Source organism: Microbacterium sp. NPDC089320 (assembly GCF_040684875.1).
Taxonomy (GTDB): domain Bacteria; phylum Actinomycetota; class Actinomycetes; order Actinomycetales; family Microbacteriaceae; genus Microbacterium.
Window position 1 is genome coordinate 387,737 of the sequence record NZ_JBFBGY010000003.1, and the last position, 23,430, is coordinate 411,166.

The following is a 23,430-nucleotide window of genomic DNA, read 5'->3' on the forward strand; positions in this document are numbered from 1 at the left end:
GCCATGATGTCCGTCAACGCACCCGTCCTCGTCTTCATGGGCGTCGCCAGCACCGGCAAGTCGACCGTGGCAGCCATGCTCGCCGGCCGTCTCGGCTGGGCATTCGAAGAGGGTGACGACCTGCATCCCGAAGCGAACGTCGCCAAGATGGCTGCCGGCCACGCCCTGAACGACGAGGACCGCTGGCCCTGGCTCGACCGCATCGCCGAGTGGATCGACGAACGCATCGACGCCGGCGAGCCCGGCATTGTCACGTGTTCTGCTCTGCGACGCAGCTATCGCGACGTGCTGCGCCGGGATGCAGTCACGTTCGTGCACTTCGCCGGGAAGCGCGAATTGATCCTGGAGAGGATGCTGCGCCGTCAGGGTCACTTCATGCCCGCCACCCTGCTGGACTCCCAGTTCGCGACGCTCGAGCCTCTGGGGGCCGACGAGCGAGCGATCGAGATCGACATCGCGCTGACGCCGGCCGAGCAGGCTGCGCAGATCGCGTCGCGCCTGCGGTTGCACCCGGACTACTGAGACGTCTCCTGACGCTGCAGCGATCGGATGCCCTCGACCACTAGGTCGTGATCGTCGACTGAGGGAAGCCCCGACACGGTCGCCACGGCGATGACACCGACACCGTCGACGCGGATCGGCACCGCACCACCCGCGACCGCGTAGACGGCCGGATCGAGCCATCCCGGCTCATACATGTCGCGACCGCCGTTCTCGATGCGCGCCTCGAGCAGTGCCGTACTTGTCTCGAACCGGAGAGCGGTCGCGGCCTTCTTCGCCGCCCAGACGTCGTTGTCCGAGGTCGCTCCCGGCAGAGATGCGTGGAAGAGCATCCCTGACGAGGTCCGCACGTCCACGACGACGGGGTGCCCCTGGGACAATGCCCGCTCGACGATCGTGCGGCCCAGTTCCCAGGCGTCCCTGCGATCGAAGCGGTGCAGGACGAGTTCGACGTGCTCCTTCTCCAGCTGCGCGATCCATGTGCCGCCGCTCATGTCCCCTACCTCTCGTGTGCGTGTCGTCAGCCGAGTTCCCCCGATCCGTACGGGCGAACGGGCTGCTGCCTCTGGAAGGCGTATTCGCCACCCTGACGCCCGCCGAAGGGGCGTCCGTGATCGGCGAACTCCTCACGATAGAACGCCAGCCGCCAGGATCCGATCTCGATCCGCGATCCGGTGCGGAGGATCCGGGCGTCCTCCGAGCTGTGCGGCAGATTGGGTCGCCCGCCGCCGGTGGGAGCGAACGAGTACAGGACGTACTCGTCGTCCTCATTGTGGCGGACTTCGGCATGCAGCGCTTCCACTCCCTCGAGGCGCAGATCGGCATCGGCACCTGAGCCGATCGTGGTGCGTCCGGGAAGGAGATCGAACTCTCTCGGCCTGGTGGTGTTCCAGTCTCCGCTCCCCACGGCGAAGATCAATCGGGGACGACCGGACCCGGGTATGTAGTGGGTGGTCGTCACCCGCCGCGGCGCCCGGCGCGCCAGAGTGGGGAACAAGGGGAAGAGGGTGGACGGCGGGGCGGGAAGCCGGAACCACCCGGCATCGTCCCGGTGCTGCACCTCCGAGATCAGCGCCGACAGGTGCCCGAGCCTGACATGCGGCGACCCCGCGATCGCTCGTCCAATGGGGCCTGACCGCACATCGCCGAGCTGGACGAGAGTGCCCTTCGGCCCTTCGACCCGCAGGCTGACTCCACGCCGTGCGAGCGCATCGGCGAGAGGCGCCAGCTGCGTGAGCTTGCGGCGTCCCACGCCCGAGAGTCCGGCGGTCGAGTCGAACGAGACGACGACTTCCCGGCCCGCAGCACGCACCGTGAAGCGCGTCGGAGGCGCGTCCTCGGCAGCGACGTGTTCGACCGTCAGGTCGATATCGAGGCGGATCATGGTGGCAGGCCGTCAGCCCGGCCGGCTCTCGCCGGACTCGCTGTCGCTGGTCGTCACGCGCAGCGTGCCATTGAACTTCCACGTCGCTCGCGGCGCATCCGGTCCGATATCCCGCGGGACTTCCACGGTCATGTCCTCGAAGGTGTAGTTGACAGCCGCCCCGCGGCCGGTCAGATAGGCCCACATCTCGCGGCCGAGATCCGTCCAATCGGTGATCGATGCGCCGCTCGGACCCGACGCCTCGGAGAACAGTCGGGCCGTTTCCTTCTCATCACTCATGGGATGCTCCTTCGCTGGTCCAGTGATGTTGAAGTGATTATGCGCGCACCAGATCACTCTGTCCACATGTTTTTGCATGCAGTCCAGAAAGTCGTCACCGTCGGCTGACGATGCTCAGAAAAAGATCGCTGCGGGTGCATCCAAACGGCGGAGACCAGCGGAATAACCCTGTGTCACGACCCTTGCCGTGACTCCGATCGACACTGGAGTTGAACGATGACTGGAAAGATCCGGGCCTCCCTCGCAGGGGTAGCCGCACTCGCCCTCGTCCTGACCGCCGCGCCCGCGCAGGCTGCCGAGACCTCACGCTCGTCGGGGAGCATCGTGGACGTCCTCGTCGCCACCTCAGGGGGAGGTACACCGGACGGCAACGCGAATGACTACGATCTGCTCGTCCAGGCGGTGCTCGCCACCGGTCTCGACAGCACGCTCGCCGATCCGGGCGGAACGTTCACGGTCTTCGCCCCGAACGATCGAGCCTTCCTGCGCCTCGTGTCAGATCTGGCGGGCACCGCACCCGCATCTGAGGCGGCGGCTCTCACCACGCTCACGACCGTCTTCACCACCGAGCAGATCACCGACATCCTGCTGTACCACGTGGTCGCGGGCAAGAAGCTGGGCCCGATCACGGTGATCACGTCCAGGTCCCTCACCATGGCCAACGGCGGCACCGTCCGACCGCGCGGCGTCTTCTTGCGCGACGAGACCTCGACGCTACGCGACCCGGCCCTGGTGCTGTGGCGGGTGAACATCCCAGCGAACAACGGAGTGATCCATACCATCGACCGCGTCCTGGTTCCCGCGATGTGAACGCGCCGGATACGAGAAACGCCCCCAAGGACGGGGGCGTTCTCCGGCTCGTGATCTCGTGATCGATTTCGACGAACAGATGGTGGCGAGTGAGGGATTCGAACCCCCGAATGCTGAGCAGTCTGATTTACAGTCAGATCCCTTTGGCCGCTTGGGTAACTCGCCTGAGCGCACCCGTCCGACTTCGACAGCCAACCGGGGGCACGATAGATAATCATACCTGCCGAGGGCAGGCGTGAGAAATCGAGCGCTCAGCTGCCGAACACGCCGCGGTCAGCGTCTGCGATCGACTCCGGAGTCCGCAGCAGACCGCCCTCGGCACGACACGTCGCAGCGGCCACATCCATGGCTCGGTCGAGCAGCAGCTGCCACCCCTCGGCGTCGGAGGGCGCACTCTGAGCAAGCCCGGCTGCGACCGCGGCGAGAGTCGCATCGCCGGCTCCCACGGTGTCGACGACTCGCCCCGGCAGCGTCGAGATCGGCGCGGTGACGATTCCGGCATCCGACTCGAGTGCCGCGCCATCGGCGCCCGCGGTCGCGAGCACCGCGCTCACCCCGAGCGCCCGCAGCCGGCCCCTCAGCGCGTCGAGATCGCCGTCGTAGAGAAGAGCCGCATCGTCGGCGCCGATCTTGACGATCGAGGCTCCCGCGGCCGCTCGTTCGAAACCTCGCACGAACTCGGCGCGGTCGCTCAGCATCCCCGACCGAGGATTCGGGTCGACCGCGAGGCGAGTGTCGCCGACGGCGTCGAGGAGCGCGTCGACCTCAGCAGGCACGTCGAACGGGAAGCAGCTCACCGCTACAAGACCCGATTCGGCGATCGCACGCACAGCTTCCTCGGAGTAGCGGATGCTGCGCCGCTGCGCGGCCTCGTTGAACACGTAGACGGGCTCTCCGTCCGGACCGCGCTGCACGATCGCCCGGGAGGAGCCCAGCGGTGCCTCACTGGCGATCAGCCGCACGTCGTGATCGTCGAGGTACTCCCGGATGTGGGCGCCCGCTTCGTCGTCGCCGACCATGGCGATCAGGGTGGTGGGAACGCCGAGCCTGCGGAGGCCGACCGCGACGTTCAGCGCCGCCCCGCCGACCAGCTCTCGCACCCCGCAGACGTCGTGGATCTCATCGATCAGCGCGTCTCCGACGACGACGGCACCGGGCGCACGGGAGGAATCATCACTCATTCCGCCGACACTACCGCGAGTGCGGCTTCCGCGGCGGCTCGGTCAGCCTCCCGGCGCGGGCGGGGCGCGGCGCTACGGTGAGCGCATGAACTCGAATCGCCGCCGGCGCAGCGGCTCTCCTGCTCCTCGCCGTGCTCACCGGCTGCGGTCCGACCGGTTCGGGCCCCACGTCAACGGGTGAATCCGCGACGCCGTCGTCGAGTCCGGAGACGGATGCAGCGGAAACTCCGACGCCCTCCCCCACGCCGACCGCGACGTCGATCGCGCTGCCGACGGACTGCCGGGCGATCCTTTCGGACGACGTGCTCGCGCAGCTCGACGGCGTACCCCTGAATGATGCCGCCTTCGGCCCGTCGGGGGTCGGCGACGATGGCGAACTCACCTGCGTCTGGGCTGACCCGAAGGCCGACACCACCCGTCTCGTCACCACCATCACTTTGATGAACCGCGGGCCGGCCCTCGACATGCTGAATGCCCTCGTGGCCGACGAGGGCTACACGTGCTTCACGCCCGACGGCGGCACGCGCTGCGAGAAGACCTGGCAGAACGAGCAGTACCCCGTCACCGACGGTCGCACTCTCTTCTGGCGCGACGACGTGCTGATCGACACCGAGTACTCGAACCTTGCACCCGAGGGCTACACATCGAGCATCATCGCGCACCTCTTCGACTGACACCTCGCGGATCCGAGCACGAAGAAGGCCCCGGGCGAATCGCCCGGGGCCTTCTCACTCACTCAGTACGTCAGAACCGAATCGATCAGTTGTACGTACCCGGCGTGATGTCGTCCGTCGAGAACGCGTCGAAGTCGACGTAACCGAAGTCGCCGTCGGCGTACGCACCGTCGGATGCGAAGATCCGGTTCGGGTAGCGCTCGCTCTTGGCTTCCTCCGTCGCCTCGACGGTGACGTCGCGGTACTTCGAGAGACCGGTTCCGGCGGGGATGAGCTTTCCGATGATGACGTTCTCCTTGAGACCGACCAGCGGGTCGCGCTTGCCCTCCATGGCGGCCTGCGTGAGAACGCGGGTCGTCTCCTGGAACGAAGCGGCCGACAGCCACGACTCGGTCGCAAGCGACGCCTTCGTGATACCCATCAGCTCCGGACGGCCAGACGCGGGGCGCTTGCCCTCTGCCACGGCCTCGCGGTTGATCGCCTGGTAGCGCTTGAGGTCGACCATCTCACCCGGCAGCAGGGTCGTGTCGGCGTGATCGACGACGGTGACCTTGCGGAGCATCTGACGGACGATGACCTCGATGTGCTTGTCGTGGATCGGCACACCCTGCGAGCGGTAGACGCCCTGGACGCCGCCGACGAGGTAACGCTGCACCTCGCGGGCACCCATGACACGCATGACCTCCTTGGGGTCGAGCGTGCCGACCAGGAGAGGCTGACCGACCGTGACGTGCTGGCCGTCTTCGACCAGAAGCGTCGCACGCTTCAGGACCGGGTAGACCACCTCTTCGTCACCGTTGTCGGGCGTGAGGATGACCTTCTTGGCCTTGTCCGTCTCGTCGATCGTGATGCGGCCGTCGGCCTCGGCGATCGGCGATGCCGCCTTCGGGGTGCGAGCCTCGAAGAGCTCCTGCACGCGGGGCAGACCCTGCGTGATGTCGTCTGCCGACGCCGAACCACCGGTGTGGAACGTACGCATCGTCAGCTGGGTACCGGGCTCACCGATCGACTGTGCCGCGATGATGCCGACGGCCTCGCCGATGTCGACGGTCTTGCCCGTCGCGAGCGAACGGCCGTAGCACTGCGCGCAGACACCGACGGCGGAGTCGCAGGTGAGGACCGAGCGCACCTTGATGCTCTCGACGCCCAGCGCGACCAGCTTGTCGATGAGCACGTCGCCCACGTCATCACCGGCAGAGGCGAGGACCTCGCCCTTGCTGTCGACCACGTCGGAGGCCAGCGTACGAGCGAACACCGAGTTCTCGACGTTCGCATCGCGCACGAGCTCACCCTGCGAGTTCGGAGCGGCGATCGGGAGCTCGAGGCCCTTCGACGTGCCACAGTCCTCTTCGCGGATGATGACGTCCTGCGAGACGTCCACCAGACGACGGGTCAGGTAACCCGAGTCGGCGGTACGCAGAGCGGTGTCGGCGAGACCCTTACGGGTACCGTGCGTCGCGATGAAGTACTCCGCCACCGACAGACCCTCGCGGTACGAGGAGATGATCGGACGCGGGATGATCTCACCCTTGGGGTTGTTCACCAGACCACGCATACCGGCGATGTTCCGGATCTGCAGCCAGTTACCACGCGCACCCGAGGACACCATGCGGTTGATGGTGTTGTCCTGCGGGAAGTGCGCCTTCATCGCGGCCTGGACCTCGTCGGTCGCCTCGGTCCAGATCTTGATGAGCTCCTGACGACGCTCGACGTCGGTCGTGAGGCCCTTCTCGTACTGGGACTGGACCTTCGCGGCCTGCTTCTCGTAGCCCGCGACGATGTCAGCCTTGTTCGGAGGCGTGAGGATGTCGCTCAGAGCGACGGTCACACCCGAGCGCGTGGCCCAGTAGAAACCGGCGTCCTTGATGCGGTCCAGCGACGCAGCCGTCTCGACCTTGGGGTACTCCTCGGCCAGCTTGTTGACGATCTGCGACAGCTTGTTCTTGTCAGCCTGCTCGCGGACGAACGGGTATCCCTTGGGCAGCGTGTCGTTGAAGATCGCCTGTCCGAGCGATGCGTCGACGAGACCGTGGCGCTCGTATCCCTCAGGCGCTTCGCCCTCGAGGAACGTCAGACCCGGGATGCGGATGCGGACCTTGGCCTGCAGGTCGAGGGAGCCCTCGTCCTTGGCCAGGATCGCCTCGCCCACCGAACCGAATGCACGGCCCTCACCGGCTGCGCCCTCCTTGACCGTGGTCAGGTGGTGCAGACCGATGATCATGTCCTGCGAAGGCAGGGTCACCGGGCGTCCGTCGGACGGCTTCAGGATGTTGTTCGACGCGAGCATCAGAACACGGGCCTCGGCCTGAGCCTCGACCGACAGCGGCAGGTGGACAGCCATCTGGTCACCGTCGAAGTCGGCGTTGAATGCCGCGCAGACGAGCGGGTGCAGCTGGATGGCCTTGCCCTCGACGAGCTGAGGCTCGAAGGCCTGGATGCCGAGACGGTGCAGCGTGGGTGCACGGTTGAGCAGCACCGGACGCTCGCGGATGATCTCCTCGAGCACGTCCCAGACCTCGGGACGGGTGCGCTCGACGGCGCGCTTGGCCGCCTTGATGTTCTGCGAGTGACCGAGGTCGATCAGGCGCTTGATGACGAACGGCTTGAAGAGCTCCAGAGCCATCTGCTTGGGCAGACCGCACTGGTGCAGCTTCAGCTGCGGGCCGACGATGATGACCGAACGGCCGGAGTAGTCGACGCGCTTGCCGAGCAGGTTCTGGCGGAAACGACCCTGCTTACCCTTCAGCATGTCGCTGAGGGACTTCAGGGCACGGTTGCCGGTACCGGTGACGGGGCGACCACGGCGACCGTTGTCGAACAGTGCGTCGACGGCTTCCTGCAGCATCCGCTTCTCGTTGTTGACGATGATCTCGGGGGCACCGAGGTCGATCAGACGACGAAGACGGTTGTTGCGGTTGATCACACGACGATAGAGGTCGTTGAGGTCGGAGGTCGCGAAGCGACCACCGTCGAGCTGCACCATCGGGCGCAGCTCCGGCGGGATCACCGGAACGACGTCGAGGACCATGGCGGCCGGGCTCATGCCGGTCTCCAGGAACGAGTTGACGACCTTCAGACGCTTGATCGCGCGGATCTTGCGCTGACCCTTGCCCTCGGAGATCTGCAGGTGCAGGCTCTCCGCCTCGGCTGCCAGGTCGAACGCCGCAAGGCGACGCTGGATCGACTCGGCGCCCATGTAGGCCTCGAAGTACTGACCGAAGCGGTCCTGCAGCTCGTGGAAGACGTCGTCCTCGGGACGCAGTGCGCCGACCTCGAGCGTGCGGAAGTCCTCCCACACGCGCTCGAGCTTGGCGATCGCCTCGTCGGCACCCTTGCGGATGAGCGACATCTCCTTCTCGGCGGCGTCCTTGACCTTCTTCTTCGCGTCCGCCTTGGCACCCTCGGCCTCGAGGGAGGCGAGCTCCTCCTCCAGGCGCGCCAGGCGCTCGGCAATCTTCGCGTCGCGACGGTCTCCGAGCGTCTTCAGCTCGAGGCGGATGTTGTTCTCCTGCGTGCCCAGGTCGCGGTGACGAGCATCCTCGTCGACCGAGATGACCATGTAGGCGGCGAAGTAGATGACCTTCTCGAGGTCCTTCGGCGCCATGTCGAGCAGGTAGCCCAGACGCGAGGGAACACCCTTGAAGTACCAGATGTGGGTGACGGGAGCGGCGAGCTCGATGTGACCCATGCGCTCGCGACGGACCGAGGACTTGGTGACCTCGACGCCGCAGCGCTCGCAGACGATGCCCTTGAAGCGGACGCGCTTGTACTTTCCGCAGGCGCACTCCCAGTCGCGGGACGGGCCGAAGATCTGCTCTCCGAAGAGACCGTCCTTCTCCGGCTTCAGGGTGCGGTAGTTGATGGTTTCAGGCTTCTTGACCTCGCCGTAGGACCAGGCGCGGATGTGGTCCGCGGTGGCCAGGCCGATGCGAAGCTCATCGAAAGTGTTTGACTCGAGCACAAATTCTCCTGTGTAGGAATTCTTCTGAAGAAATCGGGGAGGTGGGCCGCCGCCGGAGCTGGACGCTCAGGCGGCGGCCTGAACCTTAGATCTCGTCGATCGAGGCGGCCTCGAAGCGGCTGGAGATGTTGATGCCGAGCTCCTCCGCTGCGCGGAAGGCCTCGTCGTCGGTGTCACGCAGGTTGACGAGCGTGCCGTCGGCCGAGAGGACCTCGACGTTCAGGCAGAGCGACTGCATCTCCTTCATGAGCACCTTGAAGGACTCGGGGATGCCGGGCTCCTGGATGTTCTCGCCCTTGACGATCGCCTCGTACACCTTGACGCGGCCGAGGATGTCGTCGGACTTGATCGTGAGGAGCTCCTGGAGCGCGTATGCGGCGCCGTAGGCCTCGAGGGCCCACACCTCCATCTCACCGAATCGCTGGCCACCGAACTGCGCCTTACCACCGAGCGGCTGCTGGGTGATCATCGAGTACGGACCAGTCGAACGCGCGTGGATCTTGTCGTCGACCAGGTGGTGGAGCTTCAGGATGTACATGTAGCCCACCGAGATCGGCGCCGGGAACGGCTCGCCGGAGCGGCCGTCGAACAGCTGCGTCTTTCCGGAGGAGTCGATCAGGCGAACGCCGTCGCGGGTCGGGGTGGTCGCGTCGAGAAGACCGGAGATCTCCTCCTCGCTCGCACCGTCGAACACCGGGGTGGCCACCTTGGTGCCGGGAGCAGCCTCGAAGGCGTCCTTCGGGAGCCGTGCAGCCCACTCCGGAGTTCCCTCGACCTTCCAGCCCTGCTTCGCGATCCACCCGAGGTGGGTCTCGAGCACCTGGCCGAAGTTCATTCGACCGGGGATGCCGAGCGGGTTCAGGACGATGTCGACCGGGGTTCCGTCCGCGAGGAAGGGCATGTCCTCGATCGGCAGGATCTTGGCGATGACACCCTTGTTTCCGTGGCGACCGGCCAGCTTGTCACCCTCGGTGATCTTGCGCTTCTGAGCGATGTAGACCACGACGCGGCGGTTGACACCCGAGCCGAGCTCGTCGTCTCCGTCTTCGGCGTTGAACTCCTTGACGGCGATGATCGTGCCCTGCTCACCGTGGGGCACCTTCAGAGAGGTGTCACGGACCTCGCGGCTCTTCTCGTTGAAGATCGCGCGGAGCAGGCGCTCCTCAGCCGACAGCTCGGTCTCGCCCTTCGGCGTTACCTTGCCGACGAGGATGTCGCCGGGGCGGACCTCGGCACCGATGCGGATGATACCGCGCTCGTCGAGATCCTTGAGCAGCTCGGGGCTGACGTTGGGGAGGTCACGGGTGATCTCCTCCTTGCCCAGCTTCGTGTCGCGCGCGTCGACCTCGTACTCCTCGATGTGGATCGACGAGAGAGTGTCGTCCTTGACCAGGTCCTGGCTCAGGATGATCGCGTCCTCGAAGTTGTAGCCCTCCCACGTCATGAACGCGACGAGGAGGTTCTTTCCGAGTGCCAGCTCGCCGTTCTCGGTGGCGGGGCCATCGGCGATGACCTCTCCGATCTCGACGCGGTCGCCCTCGTTGACGACGACCTTCTGGTTGTACGACGTGCCCTGGTTCGAGCGGTCGAACTTGCGCAGGTGGTAGTCCTGCGTTCCCCCCTCGTCGAGCATGACGGTGACGCGGTCTGCGGAGACCTCGGTGACGACACCCGGCTTCTCGGCCGTGAGCACGTCGCCGGCGTCGATGGCCGTGTAGCCCTCCATACCGGTTCCGACGAGCGGCGAGTCGCTGCGCAGCAGCGGCACAGCCTGACGCTGCATGTTGGCGCCCATGAGTGCGCGCTGTGCGTCGTCGTGCTCGAGGAAGGGCACGAGCGAGGTCGCGACCGACACCATCTGGCGCGGCGAGACGTCGATGTAGCCGATCTCCTCGGGAAGGAAGAGGTCCACTTCACCGCTACCGCCCTTGGGGCGTGCGAGGACGTGGCTCTCGCGGAAGCGACCGTTCTTGTCGAGCGGGGCGTTCGCCTGTGCGATGTTGAAGTCGACCTCTTCGGACGCGGTGAGGTAGTCGATCTGCTCGGTGACGACGCCACCCTCGACCTTGCGGTACGGGGTCTCGATGAAACCGAACGAGTTGATGCGCGCGAACGTCGCGAGAGCACCGATCAGACCGATGTTCGGGCCTTCAGGGGTCTCGATGGGGCACATGCGGCCGTAGTGCGACGGGTGGACGTCACGGACCTCGACGCCTGCGCGGTCACGGCTCAGACCACCCGGTCCGAGGGCCGAGAGGCGACGCTTGTTGGTCAGACCTGCGAGCGGGTTGTTCTGGTCCATGAACTGCGACAGCTGCGAGGTTCCGAAGAACTCCTTGATCGCGGCGACGACGGGGCGCACGTTGATCAGGGTCTGCGGCGTGATGGCCTCGATGTCCTGCGTGGTCATGCGCTCGCGGACGACGCGCTCCATGCGGGACAGACCCGTGCGGACCTGGTTCTGGATCAGCTCGCCGACCGCGCGGATGCGACGGTTGCCGAAGTTGTCGATGTCGTCGGTCGCGATGCGGATGTCGGCCTTCTTGCCCGAGCGGATGCCGGGGAAGGTCTCTTCCGTGCCTGCGTGCAGACGCACGAGGTACTTGATCGTGGCGACGATGTCCTGAACGGTGAGGACCGAGTCGGTCAGCGGAGCGTCGAGACCGAGCTTGTGGTTGATCTTGTAACGACCCACCTTGGCGAGGTCGTAGCGCTTCGGGTTGAAGTAGAAGTTGTCGAGGAGCGCGCGGGCGGCCTCGGCGGCGACCTGCTCGCCCGGACGCAGCTTGCGGTAGATGTCGCGGAGCGCATCTTCCTTCGTGACGATGGTGTCCTTCGCGAGCGTCTCCTCGATCGAGGTGTAGCCGGCGAACTCCTCGAGGATCTCCTCGCTGGTCATGCCCAGCGCCTTGAGGAACACGGTGACCGACTGCTTGCGCTTGCGGTCGACGCGCACGCCGACCTGGTCGCGCTTGTCGATCTCGAACTCGAGCCATGCACCACGGCTCGGGATGACGCGGGCCGACACGATGTCCTTGTCGGACGTCTTGTCGGGGGTCTTGTCGAAGTAGACACCCGGGGAGCGGACGAGCTGCGAGACGACGACGCGCTCGGAGCCGTTGATGATGAACGTTCCCTTGTCGGTCTGCAGCGGGAAGTCGCCCATGAAGACGGTCTGGGTCTTGATCTCACCCGTGAGGTGGTTCATGAACTCTGCCTCGACGTACAGCGGGGCGGCGTACGTCTTGCCGCGCTCCTTGCACTCCTCGATCGAGTACTTCTCCGGCTCGAGGTACGGGTTCGTGAACGACAGCTGCATCGTCTCGCCGAGGTCCTCGATCGGAGAGATCTCCTCGAAGATCTCACCGAGACCGCTGTTCTCGTTCACGTCGGTGCGGCCGGCCTTCTTGGCCTCTGCGACTCGAGCCTTCCAGGCGTCGTTGCCGACGAGCCATCCGAAGGACTCCGTCTGCAGAGCGAGAAGGTCGGGGACCGTCAGCGTGTCGGAGATCTTGGCGAACGAAAGACGGGAAGCTCCGCGTCCGTTCTTGGTGGTGGTGGATGTGGATGCGTTGGGAGCAGCAGCCAAGGGAATAACCTCCGTGAGCCCCGCAGGGCTTCTCGATTCCTTTGTCGTCAGGTGGAGTGTGCGCTCAAAGACTCAACGAGATGCCGACCACCATATGAGGGCACGGAGAAGCGAGCGCAACTACCAACTATACGCAAGATTCTGCGACATGGCAAGCGGGATCCTTGACCTTCTTCGGATGCTGCGGTAATGGCATCCGAAGAAGGCCGAAAGAGTCGTGCGCGGTCCGCCTCAGGAGGCGATGTTGAGCTCGTTCCCCGGGATCGACGCCAGCAGACGCCGTGTGTACGGGTCCCGCGGGTTCGTGAAGATCTCCTCCGACGACGCCGCTTCGACGAGCGACCCGTCCTTCATCACGCACACGTAGTCGCTGATCAGGCGCACCACGGCGAGGTCGTGGGAGATGAACAGGTAGCTGAGGCCGTACTCGGCCTGCAGGTCGCCGAGCAGGTTCAGGATCTGATCCTGCACCAGGACGTCGAGTGCCGACACGGGCTCGTCGCACACGACGAGCTCGGGCGACAGCGCGAGCGCGCGGGCGATCGCCACGCGCTGACGCTGGCCGCCGGACAGCTCGGACGGATACCGGCGCAGCATCGACTGCGGCAGCGCCACGTCGTCGAGCAGCTGGCGGACGCGCTTTCGGCGATCTGCCCCGCTCCCCCGCTTGTAGAAGTCCAGGGGCTCGGAGATGAGTCGCTCGATCGTGAACATCGGGTTCAGGCTCGAGTACGGGTCCTGGAAGATCGGCTGCACCTTCTGTCGGAAGTCCCGCGTCTCGGTCCGGCTGAGCGCCGCGATGTCCTTGCCCTCGTAGCGGATGAGGCCGCTGGTGGGCTCGATGATCTTGAGCACCATCCGCGCCGTCGTCGTCTTGCCCGAACCGGACTCGCCCACGATGGCGACGGTCTCGCCGCGCGGAATCGCGAGCGAGACGTCGTTCACCGCGACGAAGTCGTCCTTCTGCCCGCGTACGGGATAGACCTTCGTGAGGTTCTCGATCTCGACGACGTTGTCGCCCTTGGGCACGGTCAGCTCCGCGGGTTCGGCGTCTCGCGGCTCGGACGGGCGCTCCTCAGCATGGAATGCCTCGGGGCGCAGACGGGCGGCCGCCACCGACGGCGCAGCCTGCACGAGCGACTGCGTGTAGGGGTGCTGCGGATTCTCGAGGATCTGCTTCGCCGGCCCCTGCTCGACGACCTTGCCCCGGTGCATCACGATGACGCGTTCGGCACGCTCGGCCGCCAGACCCAGATCGTGCGTGATGAGCAGCACGGCGGTGCCGAGCTCTCGCGTCATGTCGCCGATCTGGTCGAGGATGGTCTGCTGCACCGTGACGTCGAGGGCGCTGGTGGGCTCGTCGGCGATCAGCAGCCGTGGCTTGCACGCCAAGCCGATCGCGATCAGCGCGCGCTGTCGCATGCCGCCGGAGAACTCATGCGGGTACTGCTTCGCCCGCCGCTCGGGGTCGGGCAGGCCCGCCGCCGTGAGCGCCTCGATCACCTTCTGCTTCACGTTCTGCCTGGTGGCGAGCCCGTGCGCGAGAAGGGTCTCGGCGACCTGGGTGCCGATCTTGGCCACCGGGTTCAGGTTCGACATCGGGTCCTGCGGCACGAGGCCGATGTCGCGCCCGCGGATCGTGCGCAGCTCGTTCTCGGGAGCGTGAGCGATCTCTCGGCCGTCGAGGCGGATGCTGCCGGATGCCACCCGACCGCCGCCGGCGAGCAGGCCGATGATGGCCATCGCGGTCGTCGACTTGCCCGATCCGGACTCGCCCACGATCGCGACCGTCTGCCCCGGCGCGATCTCGAGGTCGACTCCCTCGACGGCGTGCACGACGCCGTCCATCGTGGCGAAGTCGACCGCCAGGCCCTCGACGGACAGCAGTGGCGCGTCGGGCATCGTGTTCTCTTTCGCAGCGTTCATCGTGCTCTCGTCCTCGGGTCCATGGCCTCGCGCAGCGCCTCACCGAACAGGGTGAAGCCGAGCGCGGTGACCGCGATGCAGATGCCGGGCAGGAAGGCCAGCCACGGCGCGATGGCGAGCTCCGCCTGCGCGTAGGTGAGCATGCGACCCCACTCGGCCGTCTCGGGGCGACCGCCGCCGAGACCGAGGAACGACAGGGCCGCCGCGTCGATGACGGCTGTCGCGAGGGTGAGCGTTCCCTGCACGATGACGGGGCCGATCGCGTTGGGCAGCACGTGCGACATCGTGATCCTGCCGCGTCCCAGCCCCAGGGTCTGCGCCGACAGCACGTAGTCGCTCGATCGCTGCTGCAGCATCGACGCCCGCAGCAGTCGCGCGAAGATCGGCACCTGGGAGGCACCGATCGCGATCATCACCGCGAAGGGGGTCTGCCCCAGGATGGCGGCGATCGAGACCGCCAGCAGCAGGTTCGGCACCGACAGGATGATGTCGACCACGCGCATGATGACCGTGTCGACCAGGCCGCCGAACGTGCCGGCGAGGAGTCCGAGGATCATGCCGCCGATCAGGCCGAGCGCGGTCGAGACGACGCCGATCAGCAGCGACGCCTGAGCGCCCCAGATGAGCTTGGAGAGGACATCGCCACCGAAGCGGTCGAGTCCGAGCGGGAACTGCGGCAGCTCACCCGGACCGGGGATGTGCGTGGGCGTGATGTACTTCGCGCCCGGCAGGGCCGTCTCGGGATAGGGAGCGAGCACAGGAGCGAGCAGTGCCACCAGGAGGAACACCAGGACGATGCCCGCGCCGATCCAGGCCGTGGGGTTGCGCCGGAGACGACGGAAGACATCGCGCCAGAATCCGCCGGGCCCCTCCTTGAGGCCGGCCTGGTTGACGGCGACGGTGTCGACGAGTTCGCCGCTCGCCGCCGAGGGGCCCTGCGCGGGTGGGAGCGAGATGGTCATGACGCCACCCCCTTTCGGAGAACGAGACGGAGCATCACTGCACCCGCACTCTCGGATCGATGAAGCTGTATGACACGTCGACCGCCAGGTTGATCAGCGCGTACGCGATCGCGATGAAGATGATGAACCCCTGCAGCACCGGGAAGTCCCGGGTGAAGATCGCCCTTGCGAGGAACGATCCGATGCCGGGGAACGCGAAGACGGTCTCGGTGAGCACCGCCCCCGAGATCAGGAGGCCGGTCTGCAGACCGATCGTGGTAATGACCGGCAGCATCGCGTTGCGCAGGATGAACCGGCCGCGCAGCGTCGACGATCCGACGCCCTTCGCCCGGCCCGTGCGCACGTAGTCGGCGTTCTGCACCTCGAGCACGCTCGCCCTCGTGATGCGGACGATGATGGCGAGCGGGATGGTGCCGAGCGCGAGCGCCGGGAGCACCAGGTGCATCAGCGCATCCCACGCGGCGTCGAACTCACCGGTGATGATGCCGTCCCACACATAGAAGCCGGTCGGATGCGTCGCGTCTATTCGTGGATTCTGCCGTCCGTCCGACGGCAGCCAGCCCAGCTGCACCGCGAAGACGTACTTGAGGATGAAGGCGAGGAAGAACACCGGGATGGTGATGCCGACGAGGCTCAGCACGACCGACGCGTGATCGGTGAACTTCCCGTGGCGACGAGCGGCCCAGTATCCGAGCGGGATTCCCACGCCGACGGCGAAGATGAGCGCGACCACGCTCAGCTCGATCGTGGCCGGGAACCGACGGAAGAACTCCTCGGTGACCGGCCGGTTGGTCTGGATCGATGTGCCGAAGTCGCCCTGCAGAAGGCGTCCGACCCAGATGAAGTACTGCTCGATGATGGGCTTGTTGAAGCCGTAGAGCTCGTTGACCCTCGCGATGGCCTCGGGCGTCGCCTTCTCGCCGAGAAGTGCCACAGCCGGTCCGCCGGGGAGGGCCCTGACCCAGGCGAACAGCAGGATGCTGAGGCCGACCAGGGTGGGAATGAGGAAAAGCAGTCGCCTGCCGATGGTGCGCAGCAAGAGGTCTCCGTTGATCAGAAGGTACGCCGGGCCCGGGTCCCCGCGGCGAGCGCGGGGACCCGGGTGGGCAACTCAGTCGGTCAGACCTACTTGGTGAGGACGATGTCCGTGAAGACCTCGTCGTTCACCGGGCTGGCGGGGTAGCTCTCGACGCGCGGGTCGAACGCCAGCGTGGGCGCCGGGTGCGCGAGAGGAACACCGGGGATGAACTGCGCGACCATCTCGTTGATCTCCTCGTAGAGGGCGGTCTGGTCCTCGAGGTTGGAGACGCCACGAGCCTCGTTGAGCTTCTGGAAGAGCTCCGGGTTGTCGAAGCCCCACTCCGAGCTCTGCTGGCCGAAGAAGACGCCGACGAAGTTATCGGTGTCGTTGTAGTCGCCGGTCCAGCCGAGCAGGTGGATGCCGTGGTCGGACGTGCCGGTGGTGCGGTCGAGGTACTCGACCCACTCCTCCGAGACCGGGGTGGTCTCGACGCCGACCTCGGAGAGCTGCGACGAGAGGACGGTGAAGATCTGCTCGGGGTCGGGCATGTAGGGGCGCGAGACGTTGACCGGGTAGTTGAAGGTCAGCTTCAGCGGGTTGGCCTCGTCATAGCCGGCCTCCGCAAGCAGCGACTTCGCCTTCTCGGGGTCGTAGTCGTACGTCGTGACGTCGGGGTTGTAGCCGTTGACGGTGTCGGGCACGAACTCGATCGCCTTCTCGGTGCCCTCGGGCAGCACCTGGCTGATCAGAGCATCCTTGTCGACCGCGTACGAGAGCGCCTCGCGGACCTTCGGGTCCTGCAGCTCGGGGAGCGCCTGGTTGAACGCGAGGTACAGGATCGTGAACGGAGGACGCGACACCATCGTGAAGCCGTCGTCCTCGAGCGCCTGCGTGTCAGCCGGACCGACGAGGTCATAGCCGTCGATCGAGCCGGACTCCAGGGCCTGACGACGCGCGGTCGGGTCGTCGATCGTGCGGAAGATGATCTCGTCGATCTGTCCCGCCTCGCCCCAGTAGTCGCCGTAGGCCTTGAGCGAGACCTGCTCGCCCGGCGCCCACTCGTCGAACTGGTAGGGGCCCGTGCCGACCGGGTGGCCCATCGCGTACTCCGAGAGGACGGGCGCCTCAGCCGAGCCGCTCACCTCGTCGGCGCCGAACTCCTGGAGGGCCGAGGGGCTCTGCATCGCGAAGGACGGGAGCGACAGCGACGCTACGAAGCCTGCGAACGGCTTGTTGAGATCGATCGTCACCGAGTAGTCGCCGTCGGGGGTGCAGGACTTGTAGACGGCGTCGGCGGGGTTCTCGGCGTAGCCCTTGAAGAGCTTGTTGTAGTAGTAGCCGAACGCCTCGGAGGCTGCGAGGCCGGTCCAGTTGTACCAGCGGTCGAAGTTCGCGCACACGGCTTCGGCGTTGAACGGGGTGCCGTCGTGGAAGGTCACGTCCTGCTTCAGCTCGAACGTGTGGCTCATGCCGTCTTCGGATGACTCCCATGACTCGGCCAGCAGCGGTGCCGGGTCGGCCGTGCCGGGCTCGGTGCCGACGAGTCCCTCGAAGATCTGACGCGAGACGCGGAAGCTCTCGCCGTCCTGAGCGAAGGCGGGGTCGAGGCTCGCCGGGTCGGAGGAGGCCGCGAAGACGAAGGTGCCGTCGACATCGCCGGACGCCTCTCCGCCGTCGTCGCCGCGCTCGCTGGCGACGCATCCTGAGAGGACCATCGCGGCGACTGCCGCTCCGGTGACGGCGATGAGACCTCGCCGACGCATGACTGAGTGGTGCATTGTGTGACCTTCCTGTCGAGCGCTGCTGTGCGCGTTCCGAAGACATCGTCGACTTCGGAAACGGTGATTCCTTGAAACTACCCAGTGCGCAGACCGATGCCAAACACCTGCAGGTTTCATTCCTGTTACGGATGTCCGGCGCTGTGGCCGATCCGGTAATCTCCAGAACGTGCCCGACACGTCTCCCCTCGCCGTCTGCGTCGGCGAGGGCCTCGTCTCCTTCGTCCCCGCCATAGCCGCGCCCCTCGAGGACGTCCGGACGTTCCATCGCTCGCTTGCGGGAGCCGAGTGGAACACAGCCATCGCCCTGGCCTCTGCCGGCATCCGCACCGCCGTCGTCTCGCGAGTCGGCGACGACGGATTCGGGAGGTTCCTCACCTCAGAGCTGCGCAGGCACGAGGTCGACGACTCCGCCGTGGAGATCGATCCCGAGGCTCCCACCGGCCTCTACGTCAAGGAGCTCTCGCCGCGGCCCGACGGGTCGGTCGACGGCACGATGCACTACTACCGCTCGGGCTCGGCGGCCGCGGCCCTGTCGCCGGCGACACTCGACTCCCCCGCCGCCTCCGCGCTGCTCTCGCAGGCCGCACTGGTGCACACCTCGGGGATCACTCCTGCGCTCTCGGAGGCGTCCCGTGCCGCGCAGGACGCCCTGTTCGACGCGCCCCGAGACGGCCGGCTGCTCAGCTTCGACGTGAACTGGCGACCTGCGCTGTGGCGCGGGCGCGAGGATGAGGGGCGTGCCGTGATCGCGGAGTATGTCCGTCGCGCCGACATCGCGTTCTGCACCCGCCCCGACGCCGAAGCGGTGTTCGGCACCGGCGAGCCGGATCGGCTGCGCGAGCTCTTCCCCGAGCCGAGGTACCTGCTCGCCACCAATCCCGACGGCGCCGTGGCGTTCGACGGTGCCGAGCGCACCGACAGCAGGTCGCTCGATGTCCCGGTCGTGGAGTCGATCGGAGCGGGAGACGCCTTCGCCGCGGGGTTCCTCGCCGGCGTGCTCACCGGACTCTCCCTCACGGGCAGCCTCGCCCGCGCGCACAGGATCGCCACCAGGGCCCTGGTCAGCACCCGCGACCACATCGACTGATCAGCGCTGCGACCGCCGCGGTCGCGACGGGCACCGGCGATGATGGACGGTCGCGTCGAAGACCCGTCTAGCGGCGTCGACGCGGCGCCGCAGCCTCGTGCGTCAGCTGGAGCGGGATGACCACGGGTTCGCCGCGGTGCTGGACGACGCGCACGAAGAGGATGTCGACCAGCGCCAGCTGCGCGATGCGACTCGACATCGCCGCCATGCGGAACGGGGACTCCTGCGCGTAGGTGATCAGCGAGACGTCTGCGGCGAGCGCGAGCGTCGAATCGGGGGCGCTCGTGATGGCCACGGACAGCGCGCCCGCATCTCTGGCGATCTCGACGGCCCGGACGACCTCGTGCGTCTCTCCCCCGTGGGAGACCGCGATGACGACGTCGTCGGAGGTCCGCAGCGACGCGGTCGTGAGAGCGAGATGCGGATCAGCGGAGTGGGAGACCGAGCATCCGATGCGCGCGAGCTTCTGCTGAAGATCCTGAGCAGTCAACGACGACGCCGCCTGCCCGAACACATCGACGTGGCGCGCCGCGACGACGGCCCTGGCCACGCGATCGAGCACATCGGCGTCCAGCCCGCGCGCCGTCTTCTCGATCGCATCGATCTCCTGCGCGGCGAGCTTCGCCGCGATCGCCGACGGCTCGTCGTCGGGATCGATCGCGGTGGTGTCGAGCCCGAATCGCGCCTGCTGCGCCTGGGCGAGTGTGATCGTGCGAGCGACGGCGACCCGCAGTTCCCGATACCCGCTGAACCCGAGCGACTGGGCGAAACGGGCCACGGTCGACAGCGACGTGTGGCAGAGCTGCGCGAGGTCGTTGATGGCCAGGTCGACGACGAGCGTGGGGTCGCCGAGGATCGTCTCCGCGACGCGTGCTTCGGCAGCACTCAGTCGGGGAACGGATCGGCGCACCAGCGCGAGAACATCGGCGTCCACGGTGTCATCCTGCCTCAGTCGGCGGCACCTGCGCTGTCGGACGACGAATCGGCGCGGCGCGGCGCGCCCCCGATCAGTCGATCTCTGGCCGCCTGGGCGCCGATTCTGCTCGCGGATCCGACTTCGACGAGGGCGAGCGGCAGCGGCTGCCGTGCCGCGAGGCCGACGTTGACGACGACCGCCTCGGGGTCGCGCAGGGCGGTGCGCTCGACCAGCGACCGCTGCCCGTCGTCGGTGTCCGGGCGATCCAGGAGCACGACCGTCAGTCCGTCTGCGGCGACGGCCGCCTCGAGGGCTGCGTCCTGCTCGTCGATCGACGTTCGAGCGACGTCGACGCGCACGCGATACCCGTCCGCGACGAGGGTCTCGGCCACATACGCGGACGCGCTGTCGACGGCGAGCGTCGAGCGGCGGCGAGCATCGACGACGGCGAGCGCCTCGGCATCCCGAGTGACTCCGGTGACGGCGCGCCGGACGATATCCGATCCGTCGTAGTCGACGGGCAGCGCGGTCTCGGCGCGGAGACTGAGGGTCTCGGCCAGGCGGGACACCCGTCGGGCAGCATCGGCGAGTCGTTCCCGAGTGAGCGAGCCGTCGTCGACCGCCGTGAGGATCCCGTCGCGGGCGGCGAGGAAGTCTCGCCGGTCCTGATCGGCGAGCGTGGCCTCGCCACGATTCGTCGGGTTGCCGATGCACAGCAGATCGGCGCCCGCCGCGAGAGCACGTGCGGCGCCCTCTCCGATGCCGACGGTCTCACGAATGGCCGCCATGTCGAGGGCGTCCGTGATGATCACGCCGTCGAATCCCCAGTCACGGAGCATCCCGAGCACGCGCGGATTCAGGGTCGCCGGCTCCGCGCCCCAGGCCGGGACGACGATGTGTGCGGTCATGACGGCGTCGACTCCCGCTGCCACGGCTGCCCGGAAGGGCTCGAGGTGCACGCGCGCGAACTCCTCGAGTTCCAGCGAGATCTCGGGCAGCGCATGGTGCGAGTCGGTACGCGTGTCGCCGTGTCCCGGGAAGTGCTTGACGCACGCCGCGACCGCAGCGCCCTGCAGACCCTCCACGGCCGCCTGCACGTGTCGGGCGACGAGGTTCTCGTCGCTGCCGAACGACCGGACGCCGATCACGGGATTCCGTGGATCCGTGTTGACGTCGGCGACGGGGCCGAGCACCACGTTGCCGCCGATCGCGGCCACTCGTCGAGCCAGCTCAGCGCCCGATGCCCGCGTCGCGTCGACATCGTCGACGATGCCCAGCTGAGCAGCGCCCGGAAGCGTGGATCCGCCGACGGACTCGAGGCGCGTGACGTTGCCGCCCTCCTCGTCGATGCCGATCAGGGCGTGCGGATTCGCGCGGAGGATGTCGTCGCTCAAGTCGGCTAGCCCGTCGCCGACGTTCTGACTGAAGTACACGACACCCGCGAGGCCGTCGCGCAGCTCGTCCAGAAGCCACTGCGGAGCCTCGGTGCCGAGGAATCCCGGCCAGAGCACCCCGTTGGCGAGGCGGACGAGGTCGTCGGTCATCCCTTCACCGCTCCCGCGACCATGCCGGCCGAGAGACGACGCTGCACGATCACGAAGAACACCATCACCGGGATCGTGATGATCGTCGACGCGGCCATGATGCTGCCCCAGTCGTTGGAGTGCAGTCCGAAGAACGACTTCAGACCGATCGAGACCGTGTACTGGTCGGTCGCGCTGCCGAGGATCGTCATGGCGAAGATGAACTCGTTCCAGGCGGTGATGAAGCTGAAGATGCTGGTCGCGACGAGACCGGGCATCACGAGCGGCAGCAGAATGGAGCGGAACATCCGCCACCAGCTCGCTCCGTCGATGTACGCGGCCTCTTCGAGCTCGACGGGGACGGCCGCGACGAACCCGCGCAGCATCCAGATGCCGAATGCCAGTGAGAGCGCGACGTAGACCACCATCAGACCGAGGATGCTGTTGAGCAGCCCCAGGCTCTTGACCTGCAGGAAGAGCGGGATGACGAGAGCCTCGAGCGGGACCATCTGCACCACGAGGATCATCATGAGGATCGTCGTGCGGAACTTGAACTTGAAGCGCGCGACGGCGACGGCCGCGAGCAGGCAGACGAGGGCGCTCACCAGGACGGTGACGAGCGCCACGATCGCGGAGTTGCGGAGATACGTGCCGAAGCCGCCGTCGGTGAGCACGAACGCGAAGTTGTCGAACGTGAACTCCTGCGGCAGGAGGGACTGCCCGCCACTCGACGCCTTGGCGTCGAGCGCGCTGGAGACCATCCAGTACACGGGGAACAGCGTGAAGATCAGCACGGCCGCGATCGCGATGCCGGTGCCGACACGCGACATGACTGACGGGCGCGGGTTCACAGCTCGTCCTCCTTCATGAGGGAGCGGATGTAGACGATCGTGATGCCGATCAGCACCAGCGTGAGCAGCACGGCGAGCGCGGCTCCGAAGCCGTAGCGGTTCTGTCCGAAGGACTCGACGTACGACCAGACGCCGAGGTTCAGCACGGACCGGTTGCCGCCGCTTCCGCCTGGCATCAGGTAGACCTGCGCGAACACCTTGAAGTCCCAGATCGTCGACAGGATGATGACGACCGAGAAGACGGGCTTGAGGGTGGGGAAGATGATCTTCCAGAAGCGCGTCCAGGCGTTCGCGCCGTCGAGGGCGGCGGCCTCGAGCATCTCCTTCGAGACGCCGAGGAGGCCGGCGAGCACGGTGATGGCGACGAACGGGAAGCCATGGTGCACGACGTTCAGCAGCACGATCGCGTAGAACGACCACTGATTGGTGAACCAGTTCACCGGGTCGTCCATCAGGCCGAGATCCTGCAGAACGGTGTTGAAGATGCCGCGGTCGGCATCGAAGATGAACGTCCAGACGTACGTTCCGGTGACGGCGGGCATGGCCCAGGCCACCATGATGCAGCTCGAGACGATGGTGCGCCATACCGTGCCCAGCTTCGCGAGCAGGAGCGCGACGAGCGTGCCGACCGCCACAGTGACGAACACGGCGACGGCGGCGAAGCCGACGGTGTTCGGCAGGACGACGGTCCACAGGGTCGGATTGGTGAGCGCCTCGACGTAGTTGTCGACGCCGATCCAGTTGTTCTCGCCCGTGTTGATCTCGCGGAGACCGTAGTCCTGCAGCGAGAAGATGACGACCTGGATGAGCGGCCAGAGCATGAGCACCGCGAGGATGATCAGCCCGGGAGCGAGAAGAAGCCAGGGGCGGGCCGCGATCAGCGAGAATCCTCGCCGGGGCGGCCGGCCGCCGGCCACGGAGGCGGAGGGGGACTCCGCCTTCGTGGCCGGCAGTGGCGCTTGCACCATCGACATGAAGGGATAC

Annotated in this window: 18 protein-coding genes and 1 tRNA gene; 4 read left to right on the forward strand and 15 right to left on the reverse strand. The window is 66.8% G+C overall.

Going from position 1 to position 23,430, the window contains the following annotated elements; translation table 11 throughout:
* Positions 1 to 3: 3 nt before the first annotated feature.
* Positions 4 to 522, forward strand: coding sequence for a gluconokinase (locus AB0N61_RS10425; RefSeq protein ID WP_363363779.1), 519 nt, complete (start codon positions 4 to 6; stop codon positions 520 to 522).
* Here the strand turns inward: AB0N61_RS10425 and AB0N61_RS10430 are convergent.
* The 3 genes from AB0N61_RS10430 to AB0N61_RS10440 are packed head-to-tail and all read right to left on the reverse strand — an operon-like array spanning position 516 to position 2,164.
* On the reverse strand, positions 516 to 995 hold the full coding sequence (locus AB0N61_RS10430) for a heme-binding protein (protein WP_363363781.1): 480 nt from the start codon (positions 993 to 995) through the stop codon (positions 516 to 518). The two genes, AB0N61_RS10425 and AB0N61_RS10430, sit on opposite strands and share 7 nt — an antisense overlap.
* 26 nt (positions 996 to 1,021) lie before the next feature.
* A complete protein-coding gene (locus tag AB0N61_RS10435) occupies positions 1,022 to 1,885 on the reverse strand; it encodes an FHA domain-containing protein (RefSeq protein ID WP_363363783.1) in 864 nt (287 codons plus the stop codon).
* A gap of 12 nt (positions 1,886 to 1,897) precedes the next feature.
* Positions 1,898 to 2,164 carry a hypothetical protein gene (locus AB0N61_RS10440; RefSeq protein WP_363363785.1) on the reverse strand — a complete coding sequence of 89 codons (267 nt, stop codon included), beginning with the start codon at positions 2,162 to 2,164 and terminating at the stop codon, positions 1,898 to 1,900.
* 216 nt (positions 2,165 to 2,380) lie between these two features.
* Between AB0N61_RS10440 and AB0N61_RS10445 the strand changes: the two genes are divergently transcribed.
* Positions 2,381 to 2,974, forward strand: a complete 594-nt coding sequence (locus tag AB0N61_RS10445; protein ID WP_363363787.1) for a fasciclin domain-containing protein — start codon at positions 2,381 to 2,383, stop codon at positions 2,972 to 2,974.
* Between the two features lie 80 nt (positions 2,975 to 3,054).
* On the opposite strand, the gene AB0N61_RS10450 is transcribed toward AB0N61_RS10445, so the two are convergent.
* Positions 3,055 to 3,139: transfer RNA gene (locus AB0N61_RS10450), tRNA-Tyr, on the reverse strand.
* 86 nt (positions 3,140 to 3,225) lie between these two features.
* Complete coding sequence (locus AB0N61_RS10455) at positions 3,226 to 4,155, reverse strand: PfkB family carbohydrate kinase (protein WP_363363789.1); 930 nt, start codon at positions 4,153 to 4,155, stop codon at positions 3,226 to 3,228.
* 131 nt (positions 4,156 to 4,286) lie between these two features.
* On the opposite strand from AB0N61_RS10455, the gene AB0N61_RS10460 reads away from it, so the two are divergent.
* The gene (locus AB0N61_RS10460; RefSeq protein ID WP_363363791.1) at positions 4,287 to 4,829 is read left to right on the forward strand and encodes a hypothetical protein; all 543 of its coding nucleotides are present in this window, start codon (positions 4,287 to 4,289) and stop codon (positions 4,827 to 4,829) included.
* A gap of 85 nt (positions 4,830 to 4,914) precedes the next feature.
* On the opposite strand, the gene rpoC is transcribed toward AB0N61_RS10460, so the two are convergent.
* From rpoC to AB0N61_RS10490, 6 genes are all read right to left on the reverse strand, one after another.
* A complete protein-coding gene (gene rpoC / locus AB0N61_RS10465) occupies positions 4,915 to 8,790 on the reverse strand; it encodes a DNA-directed RNA polymerase subunit beta' (protein ID WP_167945906.1) in 3,876 nt (1,291 codons plus the stop codon).
* Between the two features lie 85 nt (positions 8,791 to 8,875).
* On the reverse strand, positions 8,876 to 12,379 hold the full coding sequence (locus AB0N61_RS10470; RefSeq protein WP_167945904.1) for a DNA-directed RNA polymerase subunit beta: 3,504 nt from the start codon (positions 12,377 to 12,379) through the stop codon (positions 8,876 to 8,878).
* Between the two features lie 231 nt (positions 12,380 to 12,610).
* Positions 12,611 to 14,305 (reverse strand): ABC transporter ATP-binding protein, encoded by a 1,695-nt coding sequence (locus AB0N61_RS10475; RefSeq protein WP_363363794.1) that lies wholly within the window; start codon positions 14,303 to 14,305, stop codon positions 12,611 to 12,613.
* The gene (locus tag AB0N61_RS10480; protein WP_167945900.1) at positions 14,302 to 15,267 is read right to left on the reverse strand and encodes an ABC transporter permease; all 966 of its coding nucleotides are present in this window, start codon (positions 15,265 to 15,267) and stop codon (positions 14,302 to 14,304) included. The genes AB0N61_RS10475 and AB0N61_RS10480 overlap by 4 nt, the downstream gene beginning before the upstream one ends.
* 34 nt (positions 15,268 to 15,301) lie before the next feature.
* Positions 15,302 to 16,306 (reverse strand): ABC transporter permease, encoded by a 1,005-nt coding sequence (locus AB0N61_RS10485; RefSeq protein ID WP_167945898.1) that lies wholly within the window; start codon positions 16,304 to 16,306, stop codon positions 15,302 to 15,304.
* A gap of 86 nt (positions 16,307 to 16,392) precedes the next feature.
* Positions 16,393 to 18,066 carry an ABC transporter substrate-binding protein gene (locus tag AB0N61_RS10490; protein WP_363363797.1) on the reverse strand — a complete coding sequence of 558 codons (1,674 nt, stop codon included), beginning with the start codon at positions 18,064 to 18,066 and terminating at the stop codon, positions 16,393 to 16,395.
* A 169-nt stretch (positions 18,067 to 18,235) separates the two neighbouring features.
* Between AB0N61_RS10490 and AB0N61_RS10495 the strand changes: the two genes are divergently transcribed.
* Entirely contained in the window at positions 18,236 to 19,156 is a 921-nt protein-coding gene (locus AB0N61_RS10495) for a sugar kinase (RefSeq protein ID WP_363363799.1), read from the forward strand.
* A 67-nt stretch (positions 19,157 to 19,223) separates the two neighbouring features.
* Here the strand turns inward: AB0N61_RS10495 and AB0N61_RS10500 are convergent, their stop codons facing one another.
* Genes AB0N61_RS10500 through AB0N61_RS10515 form a run of 4 tightly spaced genes read right to left on the reverse strand, consistent with a single transcriptional unit; the run spans position 19,224 to position 23,420 of the window.
* Positions 19,224 to 20,090, reverse strand: coding sequence for a MurR/RpiR family transcriptional regulator (locus AB0N61_RS10500; protein ID WP_167945892.1), 867 nt, complete (start codon positions 20,088 to 20,090; stop codon positions 19,224 to 19,226).
* 14 nt (positions 20,091 to 20,104) lie between these two features.
* The gene (locus AB0N61_RS10505; RefSeq protein WP_363363802.1) at positions 20,105 to 21,616 is read right to left on the reverse strand and encodes a glycoside hydrolase family 3 N-terminal domain-containing protein; all 1,512 of its coding nucleotides are present in this window, start codon (positions 21,614 to 21,616) and stop codon (positions 20,105 to 20,107) included.
* Positions 21,613 to 22,446, reverse strand: a complete 834-nt coding sequence (locus AB0N61_RS10510) for a carbohydrate ABC transporter permease (RefSeq protein ID WP_167945888.1) — start codon at positions 22,444 to 22,446, stop codon at positions 21,613 to 21,615. The genes AB0N61_RS10505 and AB0N61_RS10510 overlap by 4 nt, the downstream gene beginning before the upstream one ends.
* Positions 22,443 to 23,420, reverse strand: a complete 978-nt coding sequence (locus AB0N61_RS10515; RefSeq protein ID WP_167945886.1) for a sugar ABC transporter permease — start codon at positions 23,418 to 23,420, stop codon at positions 22,443 to 22,445. Before AB0N61_RS10515 ends, AB0N61_RS10510 begins: the two co-directional genes overlap by 4 nt.
* Between the last annotated feature and the right edge of the window lie 10 nt (positions 23,421 to 23,430).

What these genes read in the sequence shown, in the direction of transcription:
- AB0N61_RS10455 (WP_363363789.1), bottom strand. Translation starts at nt 4,155, where the DNA reads ATGAGTGATGATTCCTCCCGTGCGCCCGGTGCCGTCGTCGTCGGAGAC.
- AB0N61_RS10505 (WP_363363802.1), bottom strand. Translation starts at nt 21,616, where the DNA reads ATGACCGACGACCTCGTCCGCCTCGCCAACGGGGTGCTCTGGCCGGGA.
- AB0N61_RS10425 (WP_363363779.1), top strand. Translation starts at nt 4, where the DNA reads ATGATGTCCGTCAACGCACCCGTCCTCGTCTTCATGGGCGTCGCCAGC.
- AB0N61_RS10430 (WP_363363781.1), bottom strand. Translation starts at nt 995, where the DNA reads ATGAGCGGCGGCACATGGATCGCGCAGCTGGAGAAGGAGCACGTCGAA.
- AB0N61_RS10515 (WP_167945886.1), bottom strand. Translation starts at nt 23,420, where the DNA reads ATGTCGATGGTGCAAGCGCCACTGCCGGCCACGAAGGCGGAGTCCCCC.
- AB0N61_RS10490 (WP_363363797.1), bottom strand. Translation starts at nt 18,066, where the DNA reads ATGCACCACTCAGTCATGCGTCGGCGAGGTCTCATCGCCGTCACCGGA.
- AB0N61_RS10480 (WP_167945900.1), bottom strand. Translation starts at nt 15,267, where the DNA reads ATGACCATCTCGCTCCCACCCGCGCAGGGCCCCTCGGCGGCGAGCGGC.
- AB0N61_RS10445 (WP_363363787.1), top strand. Translation starts at nt 2,381, where the DNA reads ATGACTGGAAAGATCCGGGCCTCCCTCGCAGGGGTAGCCGCACTCGCC.
- AB0N61_RS10475 (WP_363363794.1), bottom strand. Translation starts at nt 14,305, where the DNA reads ATGAACGCTGCGAAAGAGAACACGATGCCCGACGCGCCACTGCTGTCC.
- AB0N61_RS10440 (WP_363363785.1), bottom strand. Translation starts at nt 2,164, where the DNA reads ATGAGTGATGAGAAGGAAACGGCCCGACTGTTCTCCGAGGCGTCGGGT.
- AB0N61_RS10435 (WP_363363783.1), bottom strand. Translation starts at nt 1,885, where the DNA reads ATGATCCGCCTCGATATCGACCTGACGGTCGAACACGTCGCTGCCGAG.